We start from the raw sequence: 13,043 nt of genomic DNA, 5'->3' as shown, positions 1-13,043 counted from the left end.
GTTACTATCTACGAAATCAACATGAAAATGTTGTCTGCGGTTACTTTCTTTCTCGTTTCTCAAAATTAGCCTTTGCAAATTTATCAATCAAATTCTTTACTTTATCTTTTGCCTAATTAGTATGATACTAAATAAGCCCCGGATGGCCGGGGCTTATTGACATAAAAACGATGATTGCAGCTTATCGGATCACGATCTGTTTGGTAAGGCTCTGACCCTGCCCGGTTACACGCAGGATATACTTCCCTGTTGGCAGGTATCGCACATCAATTTCGATCCGGCTGTCCAGTATCCTGGGTGTCAATGTACGGATCACCCTTCCGTAGATGTCAAAAACAGTTACAGAAGCGTCGCGGATGTTATCTCTTGACTCAATGTAAACAAAGTTTCCCTCACTTGGATTAGGGTAGATCACTACTTCGTTTTGCTCATTGGTTTTAAACTCACGTGATGCCGTATCCGAATAGCAAGTCAGTAAATCATCTCCTAGTTGAAAAACAACCTGCGCTCTTGTAGTGTATACGCCAGTTTTTAATATTTTTATCAAGTTGGCTGTTGTATCCGACTCAGTTCCAGGTCTGCGCCACAAGAACTTCGCATCCAGGTCTTCCGGAATTGCAGCCGTGATGCTGAATGGACCTGACGGCTCTATGACAGGCTTTGAAATTTCGGGTCTGACAATCAGCGACGAAACAGTTGAATTTTCAGAAACGCAACCAAAAATGTTTCTTCCCTGCACGTAGTAATTACCGCTTTCCGCGATTTGCGCAGTCGCGCCGGTTGCAATAACTGTGTTTGATCCTTGTTTATACCAACTGTAAATGTCTGTTGATTCTCCGACTGAGAACTGAAATGCAGAATCAAAACATGCCTGCTGGTCGCCCTGCTGCTGAATGGTTGGTTGCACCGGCTTCGCGCCGTTTTCAAGCACTACAACCGACGTCAGGATCGAATTTCCTGCATTATCCTTCACCGTCGCGCGGTAAGTTCCGGCATCGGAAACAGTGATAGAGTTGCCTGTTGCGCCGTTATTCCACAAGTAGGAAGAGAAACCGGTAGGCAAAGTGATCGTAACAGCATTATTTTCCGTCACACAACTCGCTTCTATCGCAGGGACTGGCGCCGGATTGGTGGGCGTAACGGTTGAAAAGAAATTAGCGTCAAGACTTTCATTCCAGGCATTGGCAAGAATAGTAAGTGCTTCTCTGGTACTGGCAGGGTCCCGGCCAACGAAGTGCGTTCCATCTCCTCTGTTTGGAACCAGCGGATCCGTTTCTGGTCCTGGATAAGTTGGATTAAACTGCGTATCAAGAACTGCATTTTGCGCGGCAATGATGGCAGGATTTATACTGGATGCTATATTAGAACCCGCAGAAGTTCTGGAAGTACGGGCAATAACCCATGTGATACGCTTATCGCCTGTTTCGCTTCCAAGCCTGTTCATAACAAACTGAAGATCTTCTCTGTAGGATGCGGTGGGCGTGTTATAAAGCGCATCCGTTTCACCTTGCATCCATAAAATGGCTCTTACACCATATTGATTGCCATAATTTCTTGCTGCAATCCTTAAATTTGCATAAGGCATCTGGGGAGGATATACAAACCCTCCGTATTTATTTTGTGTTTTTAATCCTTTGGCACTGCTCGCCCAGTTTTCGATTGAAGTTCCTTCCCAGGCCGTATTAATGAACAGGATGGGAGCATTCAACTTGGCGGCCAATAAGTCGCCCAAAATCCCCCAACACCAGGCAGATTGCCCCCTTGGTGACATAATTCCCAAATCTTGTGAAATTTTATTGAATGCAGGCGGAAGAGGATCCGTCAGTAAGTCCCTATCATCATTATTGTAATTTGAAATATACATGACACGGTCATCCTGCGCCGAAGGTCCTGGATATGCTCTTAAACCTTGTGCATTGGACTGGCCGGCAATGATAAAGACTTCGCCGACGCCTAATCTGGATAGAATGTCCCTGCCAACAACCTTTCCGTCCGAAAGACCACGGACTTCGAGAGAATACCAGCCCTTCATCAATGTGATATTACCTTTAAAAACGCCACCTTTCGGAGCTTCCTGTAAAGGTCCCCATGGTGTCTCAAAGCCCTGACCCTGTACAACAGGCACGGCGCGGACTTCAACTTTGTCCATAGGGACAGTAAAGGTTCCTGAAACGGTTATTTCTCGCTGTCCCTGAACATTTTGTTGATATACAGCCTGGAAGGTTGGTGAAGTGATTCGGATTTGCGAGAAGGCTGTTGAGGATATAAAACTGATCAACAGCAATGCCTTTGCCACAACCGGAAAAATAATTCTATGACGCATTGGGAATTCTTAAACAGGATAAAAATTTGTATATCTGACAGATTTTGGATTTCGGCTTGGGCGATGTGCACGACACAAAACGGTCACAAATGTAAATGATTATTTTTGCTAAAATATCACTATTCCGTTTTTTTGATCACAACGTAGATGCTATGACCGTTTACTGTACAATTACCAGCTTCTGCGATGCAGTAAATGGAACGGAAACGACCCGAATTATGTAGACGCCGCTTGGTAAGCCCTGGATATTAAAGAATTGCTGGCTGTCAAATTTCTTAACCTGGAAAGTTCTGTGAATGCGTCCGCGGCTGTCAATGATCTGAACCTCGGCATTATTCAGGTTTTGTAATGTTTCAACAGTGATCTTGCCGTCGGCAACCGGATTGGGATAAGTAACAAAACCTGGATTCTTGGTGTCTGCAATAAAACTGAAAGGATCTGAAAAATCGGAAAAACACGTTAATGTTGGGCTGTAAACCACTGTATTGTTAACCACATAACTTCCAGACCGGATGGCTTTCAATGTTGCAGAATTTTCTGTCAGTTCCTGCCCGTCCAGTTTCCATACGTGATCTCCGTCGTTCAGGTTATTTTCTGCTAACAATGTAAATACGCCCACTTGCCGGATCGTAGGTCGGGTCGGCGTAGGCTTTACGTCCACTTGTATGGCCCTCGAGAACGGAGAAAAACAGCCCTGTGCGTCCTTTACCCGCGCTGTATAACTGCCCGAAGTGTCTGCCTGAATGCTTTCACCTTCTTCAAGTGTATTCCAGAAGAAGTTATTTCCCAAAGTTGCTTTCAGGACAACAAAATCTCCTGCACAAAAAGTCGTGGCACCCAGGGCTTCAACGGTTGGCGCAGGCGGCAATGCAAGCGTTTGCGTTGTAATCTGATTGCTGGGATCGGAATAACACTGGAATTGATTGATCGTCTGTACCGAAAATGTGCCGGGCGTAGTTACTCTCAATGATTGTGTCGACGCCCCATTGCTCCATAAGAAGCCGGTTGCAGGCGATGATTGCAGGGTGACACTCAAATCTGCACAAAAAACCACCGGGCCGTTCGCTCGGATTGTCGGCGTTTCAGGAAGCACATTGGCTACAACTTTAACAACCGGGGAAACCGGGGAAACACAACCATTTTGATCCTTTGCCGCAATTGTAAAATCTCCTGAATTCTTGACCTCTATTTCTCTTCCCGTTTCACCATTGCTCCAAACATAAGAAAATGCCTCGCTGCTTCTCAGTGTCGTGTAGTCACGAAGGCAGAATGTGGTCGGACGAAGTGCGGTGATCGCAGGCGTTGCCGGAAGTGTATTAACCTTCACGGGGATTACATCAGATGTTGATTCGCAGCCGTTTGCATCACGCTGTTTCAGCGAGAAAGTGCCTGATGTGCCAACTGTAATCGCCTTTGTTGTCGCAGCGGTGCTCCATATGTTGCCGCTGTCGTAATTTGAAGTCATTGTAATGTTTTCTCCTTCACAAAAAGTGGTGTTGCCGCTCAATGCAACCACAGGTTTCTGGGGCAATGCATTCACTTTCACGTTTACAGGCTCAGATGCTGGAGAGTAGCATCCCACTTCATCCAGTGCCCTAACCCGGTATTCACCCGAAGACTTCGCGACAATGGTTGCTGTATTACCACCGTTTGACCACGCATTTTTCAATTTTGAATCGGAAGTAAGGCTAACTTCGCCGCCATCGCAAAATTCCAGAACGCCGGAAGCAGTGATCTTGGGCGTAGGCGGCAATGGCGAAGTGGAAACGGTCATGGTAATTTTGTCTGACGTCGACTCGCAGCCATACACGTTTCTGGTCGTTACAGAATATTCGCCGCCAGCGGTGATGCCTATCCGGTCACTCGTTGATCCGTTGCTCCAGCGCACGTTTTCAGAAGTGCTGGAAATTAATGTTGCAGTATTTCCAAGACAAACTGGATTGCTTCCTTCCAGCTGGATGGTTGGTTTGTTGGGCTGAATGTTTTCGTTGATCCTGATATCAGGAGAGAATATATAATGCCCTTTACCATTGCGGGCGCTTACTTGATAGGTTCCATTTCCTACCTGTGTCGTATTAGAATTTGCCCCGTTACTCCAGTTGAATTGTGATAAGCCGACATTGTCGGCTTCCAGGTTAAGATTACCATTGCCAGCGCAGGATGCGGTTACTTTCAAAGGCCGTACGCCTTGATATGGTTTGGAGTTTGAAAAAAAATTGTCGTTCAGTTGCTGGGCCCAGGCGTCGGCCAGTTGTCTTAATCCGTCATCTTTAAAATGGACACCCTCGCCATCTATACGCGGGATTTGAATTACATCTGTGTTCGGTCCCTGGAATACGTTTGAAACATTATTGATAACCCGCTGCTGACCGTCTGTTATGCGGGAGTCTGTTCCGTGCATATTGTCATAAGAAGTAAGCGAAACCACCCAAGAAACATCCTCGCCTGCATCATTTCGGCTGGCTTCTATTACCGTTTTCAAATCATTGAAATACCAATCCGTATCCGTGTCCTTGAAATTATCGGCCTCTCCCTGCAACCATAGGATGCCTCTTAATCCGGTTATGGGCGTGTAGCGTTGGATTACATTCCGCATATTGCCATAAGGCATGCCATGCGGTTCAAAATTGATGGGAGCGTAAACAGACTTTCCAATGCCATTGATACTTTCTTTCCATGCCCTGACCGCAGATCCCGTCCACCCAACATTAAAAAAGAGCACCGGTACACCAAGGCGGCTAACCAGTTGATCTCCAAGCCTTCCCCAGCACCATGCAGAGGGTCCGCGGGGAGAAATATCCGTTTCTCCGTCAAGATGAACGAATCTGGGATTTCTTGGAAGATCCTGAGAAGAAGACCCTGTATAGTAATGATCAATGCTGCTCACGCGGTCATCCTGGGCGCCTTGCGAACCTACATCTTTAAAGCCTTCCGCATTGGATTGCCCGGCGATCAAGAATACTTCCCCGACACCAACGTGGTCAATTCGGTAAAATCCGACTTCCTGGTCTCCGTTGAAGGCGCGGACTTCGAGCTTATACCAGCCGCCCTGAGCCGGAAGGCTTCCAGAGTAGAATCCGCCTTTTGGATTACTATCAATGGGCGTCCAATCAATGTTCTGTCCTTGTCCGTTGATTCCTTCTAACCTCGCTTCAATTCTGGTAATAACTCTGGTGTATGTGCCCGAAATGTAAATGTTAGCACGATTGCCCTTATCACGCTGAAAAACAGCTCGATCGGTTGGGAAATCTATACTGATTTGTGCAGAAGAGGTGAGCGAAAGAAAGATTAATCCTACCCAAAAAGTGTATGGTAGATAGTGTTTCATGAGTACTTAAAATTCATTAGAATTAACTCCTTGGACACACAAGTTGCATCAATTGGTTGCCTGTTTCAAGAAAATATTATTATACGGACAACGGCGAATTGATGAGATTCCATACCTGATCTTTCAATTGTTCAATTCCTTCTTGGGTAATTGCAGAAATCAAAATGCTGGGTATTGATGTCGGGATTTGTCTTTTCAGATTGGTACGTTCCTCGTCAGAAAGAACGTCAATTTTTGAAATCGCAAGAATGCGGTTCTTATCGAGAAGGGAGGGATTGTATATTCTTAGCTCTTGAAGCAATGTTTCGTATTCAGCATTAATGTCTTCACTGTCAGCCGGGACCATGAAGAGTAAGATGGAATTTCTTTCTATATGTCGTAAGAAACGCAAGCCAAGGCCTTTTCCTTGTGACGCGCCTTCAATAATTCCGGGAATGTCGGCCATAACAAATGATTTGTAATCTCTGTAAGAAACTACACCCAGGTTAGGCACTAATGTGGTGAAGGGATAATCTGCAATTTCCGGGCGTGCAGCGGAGACCACGGAAAGTAATGTTGACTTGCCTGCATTAGGAAAACCGACAAGTCCAACGTCTGCTAAAACCTTCAATTCCAGGATGATCCAGGCTTCCAGGCCGGCTTCTCCTGTTTGTGCATGCTGTGGAGTTTGGTTGGTGGCAGATTTGAAATGATCATTTCCCATTCCACCGCGACCACCTTTCAGCAAAATCACTTCCTGGCCGTCTTCCGTAATTTCAAAAAGTTGCTCACCGGTTTCCGCATTTTTGGCGATTGTGCCGAGCGGCACCTCCAAAATAATGTCCTTACCGATAGCGCCTGAACGTCTGCCGCCTTCGCCGCCTTTTCCATCAAAAGCTTTGATGTGTTTGGTATATTTCAAGTGAAGCAATGTCCACAGCTGACTGTTCCCTTTCAGGATCACATGGCCGCCCCGTCCGCCGTCGCCGCCGTCCGGTCCGCCTTTTTCAACGTGTTTTTCCCTTCTGAAATGCAGCGAACCCGCACCGCCGGAACCGGAGCGCGCATTAATTTTAACGTAATCAATAAAGTTGGAGGAAGCCATGTGTATAGTGAGCTGAGTAAATTATTTAACGGTAACCTGCGAAATCGCCTTATTGATCTCTGCAAAAATGAAATCTATCTCACCGATTCCGTCAATAGCGACAAATTTGCCTTGTTCCTGATAATAGTCGGCAACCGGTTTGGTCTTATTGTTGTATTCCTGGATACGCTTACTGATCAGTTCTTCATTCTGATCATCCGGGCGTCCCGAAGTCTTTCCACGGTTAAGCAAACGAGCAAGCAGCTCATTATCGTCTACAACCAACGCAATCATTACGGAAATACTTTCATTGTAGCTGGCCAAAAGTTGGTCAAGCGCCTCTGATTGCTTAACGGTCCGCGGGAATCCGTCGAATATAAATCCGGCAGCGTTCCGGTGTTCTTTTAACTTGTTGTCAATCATGCCGATCACCACCTCGTCAGGAACTAAAATGCCCTGGTCCATCAATGTTTTCGCTTTAAGGCCCAACGCTGATCCTGCCTGAATTTCGGAGCGTAGGAGATCACCGGTAGAAAGGTGGATCAGTTTGTATTTAGCAATAATATTTTCACTTTGAGTGCCTTTACCTGCACCCGGAGGGCCAAACAGTATAAGATTCAGCATAGTTGCAAAAAAAATTGATGTCGCGGTGGAATGGTGTTTTTCCACAAATTTACAATTCTAAATAAATGCCAGCCTAATACTTAGTAGTATTTTTACAATAAAAAATCCTCCTGATGGCTTAGAATCAGGAGGACAGTGTAAAATTTTTGGTATAAATCAGGGAATCACGACCCTTTTCACAGCCCCGTCTTCGTTCTGAACAACGCTCACAAATACGGTTCCCTTTGTATTTTTCTTCAATTCGATCTGGCCCACAAATTCACCTTCGAATTCCTTAATTTCCTTCTTTCCAACTTCCCGGCCTTTTGTATCCGTAACGGTCACCGTTACATCTCCCTTTTGCGGAACACCGAATCTCAGGTTCAGGACTCCGTTATCAGGATTGTTTGTATAAACCGTTAGTGATCGTACACTAGCCGGTTTCATAACCTCTTTGTTCCAGAATTCGCCCATTTCGTTACCAAAGTTTTCCATATCACGAAGAAGCATTTTGGTCTTTGGCTTCCACTCGTTTTCGAAAGTTCTCATCTGCTTGCGAAAATCCTCCGTATTGAAGTCATGCGAAAAATCTCCTTTCCAGTGATAGGCAAGCGGCTCGCGGTCATCGCGGTGGTCAATGATCACTTTGCGGCGTTTCTGCGACACCATATTGTCCTCACCGTCATCAATTGTCACGGAAACAAGCTGGCTGTTTTTCTTTTTATCAACGCCCAATGAATCCAGGACTTTATCCACAAACTTGTCACGCTCGCCGTCCGTCATGGCGCCCACGCGGTAACTACGCTCCTTACTTTCAACTTTGCCGTCCTTTTCCTCGGTAACCTTGATACGAATGGTTGCCTTTTCCTCCTTTCCGGGTTTCTCCGGCTTGTCTTTCTGCGCCTGAACAAGTGTCGCCGTTGCGCAGGTGAGCAACATTGCCAGCATAAATTTGTTTAAAAAAGAAGTCCTCATATCCGTGATTAGGTTATGTATATGAATGAATTACAAAATTATCAGAAGCCTTTTCAGGTGGGTGTTAAATTTTGTTAAAAACAAGATTGGCCCGACCGGATGCGTTAAATTTGTTATCAGCAAGAATGTCGGTGAATCCGGACGCGGCGTTGCATTGGTGAAATTAAATTTATGACGAAGAGGAAAATTCAAATCATAGTCGGCCTGATGTGCATTGCGCTCATCGGCCTTATTGGGTTTCAATGGTATTGGATCCGTGAGGCGATTGCAATCCGCAATGAGCAATTTAATCAGAAGGTTTCCGAATCCGTGCAGGAAGTGGTGCATCGCCTCGAAAAGCAGGAAATGATGTATCTGCTGCAGCGCAGGATCGAAACAGAGCAGCAGAAAAGCAAATTGAACCGCATTACCCAGCTGCGGAATATGCCGGTCAAAAGGACGCCGGTGGCCAAAAACAAACCCGCCCGTGAGCTTGCACAACGCACGCAGCCCCACATGGAAATCGCGATCGGGCCCAATGGCGAAGAAATACATTATCGGATCATTACCGAAGCCGTTCCGACGGACGTGCTAAGCCCCAACTTCCGGGTGATGGTGGAGCATCAGCAGCAAATCATGGAGGAATTCTTTCAGGCACAGCAATATGGCGCTGCCGGCATTGATGAATTCATGCGCAGAAGATTGGACGACGAGAGGCGCTTAGGGAATGCATTCAGAGGAATGCAGGATGTTGACGGTAAAAAATACCAAACAGGAAGCGGAATGCATGGCGATTCGGCCTCACGAAGAATAGCAAACCGCCAGGTGGCCATTCCGGAATCCAGGAAAAACGGCAAGAGCACCAAAGCCATCATTAGTGACGCTGAACCGGACCGGGCGTCCTTACTGAAAGAGGTGATGAAGGATTTTATTTATACTAAAAGGCCCATTGAACAGCGTGTTAACCGTTTCTTGCTGGATACATTGTTAAAAAAGGAACTTGTTGAAAACGGCATTGCGCTTCCGTATGAATTTGCGGTAAGAGGCCGCTCGGATCATAGCCTGATTTTTTCGACAGCAAGCCTCAGGCCAAAGGAATGGGAAGAGAAGTCGTACAAAGCGTCACTTTTTCCCAGCGAGACCATTAATGCACCCAGTTCTTTATATGTATACTTTCCCGACCAGCAAAAATACATTCTGAGCAATATGGGTGTCATGTTCGGGGGATCCGGCATTTTGATTGTGGTGATTATGGCTTGCTTTTACATGGCCGTAACTACGATTCTGCGCCAGAAAAAGCTCTCGGACATTAAGAATGATTTTATCAACAACATGACCCATGAGTTCAAAACACCCATCTCAACCATTGCATTAGCAACAGAAATGGCGCAGGAAAATGCTTCTGCGATGCCACAGGCCGCAATCGGTTCGCGGCTGGAACGCTATCTGGGCATTATTAAGGAGGAAAACAAGCGGTTGGGAACGCACGTAGAAAAAGTGCTGCAAATGGCCCTTTTGGATAAGGGTCATGTTAAATTAAAAATCAGTGAAGCAGATGTGCATGATCTGATTGGCAAAGCTTTAAACGCGCAGAGCGTGCAGATCGAACAGCGGGATGGGGAAGTGGATCTGGATTTTGAGGCAACACATGAAGTGGTTTCCGGAGATGAAATTCATATTTCAAATGTCCTTAATAACCTCATCGACAATGCGATAAAATACTCACCTGAAAAACTACACATCAGGATCCGAACCTGGAATGAGAACAATGGCATCAACATAGCGATTTCAGACAGCGGAATTGGCATGAGCCGAGAGCAGCAACACCGCATTTTTGATACATTCTATCGCATTCCCACGGGTAATGTGCATGATGTAAAAGGTTTCGGGTTAGGATTGAGTTATGTCAAAAAGATGGTCGAGGCTCACGAAGGAACCGTTCAGGTCGAAAGCAGACCTGGTGAAGGCAGCACATTTACAGTCTGGCTGCCCATTAGCAAAGAGGAACAATTAGTTTAGAAATTTCGTCTGCAACGCCTAACTTGCCATCTTTTTAGATGACCAGCTGCGATTTGCGGTAAATTTCTGACTATACAATGATTTCCAAAACATATGCCCCCCAGGAGATAGAGGATAAATGGTATTCCTACTGGATTGATAATAAGTTTTTCAGTTCAAAACCCAACCCGGATAAGGAACCTTACTCGATCGTGATTCCCCCGCCAAACGTCACTGGCGTGCTGCATATGGGGCATATGCTCAATAACACTATTCAGGATATTCTGATCCGGAAGGCCCGCATGGAAGGCAAAGAAGCCTGCTGGGTGCCGGGAACGGACCATGCTTCCATTGCTACGGAAGCAAAAGTGGTTGCCATGCTCAAAGAGCGCGGCATCAGCAAGCGTGATCTTACCCGCGACGAATTTCTGGAATATTGCTGGGAATGGACGCACAAATATGGTGGCATTATCCTGCAACAATTACGCAAACTGGGCGCATCCTGCGACTGGGACCGCACCCGCTTCACGATGGAACCCGATTTGTACGATTCGGTGATCGACGTTTTTATTGACCTATATAATAAAGGAGATATTTACCGCGGCCACCGCATGGTGAACTGGGACCCGCAGGCGCGCACAACGGTTTCCGATGAAGAAGTGATTATGAAAGAGGTGAATCAGAAATTGGTTTACCTGAAATATCCTTTGGTAGACGAAATCGGCGAGGCGCTTACAGACGAAGCGATCATTATTGCCACCACGCGCCCCGAAACGATCATGGCCGATGTGGCGATTTGTGTGAACCCACATGACGAGCGTTACAAGCATTTGATCGGCAAACAGGTTTCAATTCCGTTAATCAACCGCGCGATCCCAATTATTGCGGACGAATATGTTGAAATGGAGTTCGGAACGGGCTGTCTGAAAGTAACTCCCGCGCATGATACGAACGATTATGTGCTGGGTAAAAGACACGATCTGCCCGTCATTGATGTGCTGAATGAAGACGGCACATTAAATGATAAAGCGCAGATTTTAGTGGGTGAAGACCGTTTTGTTGCGCGTAAAAAGATCATTAAGCTGCTGGAAGAGTCTGGTAATTTAGTCAAAACAGAAGAATACAAATCCAATGTAGGCCATTCCGAGCGGACCAATTCGGTGATCGAGCCACGGCTTTCGGAGCAGTGGTTCCTGAAAATGGAAAAAATCAGCAAACCGGCATTCGAGAATGTAATGAATGATTCGGTGCAGCTGATTCCAGCCAAATTCAAAAACACATATCGGCACTGGATGGAGAATGTTCACGACTGGAACATTAGCCGCCAGCTATGGTGGGGACACCGCATTCCGGCTTATTATTTAAAAGATGGCACCATTATCATTGCCAAATCCAAAAGAGAAGCATTGCGGAAAGCACAGCATGAATATCAGCTTTTTGCGTTGACCGAAGAGGACATCGAGCAGGATCCGGATGTGCTGGATACCTGGTTTTCGGCCTGGTTGTGGCCGATCACGGTTTTTAATGGCATTAAGGAGCCGGATAATGCGGATATTAATTACTATTATCCTACAAATGACCTTGTTACGGCACCGGAGATCCTTTTCTTCTGGGTGGCGCGGATGATCATTGCAGGTTATGAATACAAAGGACAATATCCGTTCAAAAACGTTTATCTCACGGGCATTGTACGTGATAAACAGGGCAGGAAAATGTCCAAATCGCTGGGTAACTCGCCCGATCCCATCGATCTGATTAATCAATATGGCGCGGATAGCATTCGTACGGGGATGCTTTTCAGCTCGCAGGCGGGAAATGACCTGCCTTATGACGACAAGCTGGTGGAGCAGGGAAGAAATTTTGGAAACAAGATATGGAATGCTTTCCGGCTAGTAAAGACTTTCCAGGTTTCCGAAAACCTGGAAAGTCTGGCGCAGCCTGAGGGTTCGCAGCTAGCAATCCAATGGTTTGAAGGTAAGCTAAACCAGACCATTCTGGAAGTGCAGGATCATTTCTCCAAATTCCGCATTTCCGATGCGCTTAACTCGGTTTATAAACTGATTTGGGACGATTTCTGTGCACAATATCTGGAAATGATCAAGCCCGGTTTCGAGCAACCGATCGACAAACAGACCTACGACGCCACATTAGAATTCTTCGACCGGTTAATGCGCCTTTTGCATCCGTTCATGCCGTTCATTTCGGAAGAAATCTGGCAAAATATCATTGAAAGAAAAGAGAAAGATTCCATTTGCATTGCACCGTTCCCACAAGCTGCAAACATTGAGCAACAGCTTCTGAATGATTTTGAAATCCTTTTTGAGATTATTTCGGCAGTCAGGAATTTGAGGAATGCCAAAAACATCAGCCCTAAAATTGCTCTTCCATTGTCAATCCGTACGGATAATCATGATCGTTACGCAGCATTGCAGCCTTTGATCCAGAAACTGGCCAATGTTGAAAACATCAATTATGTGAACGACGAAGGCGAAGGAACAGCTTTCCGGGTTAAATCGGATGAGTTTTTTGTGAATCTGGCAGATGAACTGGATGTTGCGACAGAGAAGGAAAATCTGCAACGTGAATTGGAATACACGCAGGGCTTTCTGGATTCGGTAATCAAAAAATTGTCAAATGAGCGCTTTGTACAAAATGCAAAAGGCGACATTGTGGAAAAGGAACGCCAGAAGCAGGCGGATGCCGAAGCCAAGCTGGAAACGTTGAAAGAAGCGCTTGCGAGGTTGGGTTAGTGTGAGTTTTCGTACCTTTGCGCG

7 protein-coding genes are annotated in these 13,043 nt (G+C 46.0%); 2 read left to right on the top strand and 5 right to left on the bottom strand.

Annotation, left to right across the window (positions count from 1 at the left end; translation table 11 throughout):
• Positions 1–181: 181 nt before the first annotated feature.
• The 5 genes from MUK70_RS22140 to MUK70_RS22120 all read right to left on the bottom strand — a co-directional run bounded on the left by MUK70_RS22140 (position 182) and on the right by MUK70_RS22120 (position 8,292).
• A complete protein-coding gene (locus tag MUK70_RS22140; RefSeq protein WP_234655178.1) occupies positions 182–2,323 on the bottom strand; it encodes a T9SS type A sorting domain-containing protein in 2,142 nt (713 codons plus the stop codon).
• A gap of 160 nt (positions 2,324–2,483) precedes the next feature.
• Entirely contained in the window at positions 2,484–5,651 is a 3,168-nt protein-coding gene (locus MUK70_RS22135) for a T9SS type A sorting domain-containing protein (protein ID WP_234655177.1), read from the bottom strand.
• Between the two features lie 79 nt (positions 5,652–5,730).
• A complete protein-coding gene (gene obgE / locus MUK70_RS22130; protein ID WP_234655176.1) occupies positions 5,731–6,735 on the bottom strand; it encodes a GTPase ObgE in 1,005 nt (334 codons plus the stop codon).
• A gap of 21 nt (positions 6,736–6,756) precedes the next feature.
• The gene (locus MUK70_RS22125; RefSeq protein ID WP_234655175.1) at positions 6,757–7,338 is read right to left on the bottom strand and encodes an adenylate kinase; all 582 of its coding nucleotides are present in this window, start codon (positions 7,336–7,338) and stop codon (positions 6,757–6,759) included.
• Between the two features lie 156 nt (positions 7,339–7,494).
• Complete coding sequence (locus MUK70_RS22120; protein WP_234655174.1) at positions 7,495–8,292, bottom strand: T9SS type A sorting domain-containing protein; 798 nt, start codon at positions 8,290–8,292, stop codon at positions 7,495–7,497.
• A 171-nt stretch (positions 8,293–8,463) separates the two neighbouring features.
• On the opposite strand from MUK70_RS22120, the gene MUK70_RS22115 reads away from it, so the two are divergent.
• Together MUK70_RS22115 and MUK70_RS22110 are read left to right on the top strand one after the other, a co-directional pair.
• Positions 8,464–10,290, top strand: coding sequence for a sensor histidine kinase (locus MUK70_RS22115; RefSeq protein WP_234655173.1), 1,827 nt, complete (start codon positions 8,464–8,466; stop codon positions 10,288–10,290).
• 77 nt (positions 10,291–10,367) lie between these two features.
• Positions 10,368–13,019, top strand: a complete 2,652-nt coding sequence (locus tag MUK70_RS22110; RefSeq protein WP_234655172.1) for a valine--tRNA ligase — start codon at positions 10,368–10,370, stop codon at positions 13,017–13,019.
• Positions 13,020–13,043 lie beyond the last annotated feature (24 nt).

The sequence above is a fragment of the Dyadobacter chenwenxiniae genome (genome assembly GCF_022869785.1).
Classification (GTDB): Bacteria; Bacteroidota; Bacteroidia; order Cytophagales; family Spirosomataceae; genus Dyadobacter; species Dyadobacter chenwenxiniae.
The sequence above is the reverse complement of the archived record's forward strand: the minus strand, read 5'-3'. Positions and strand labels throughout refer to the sequence as shown.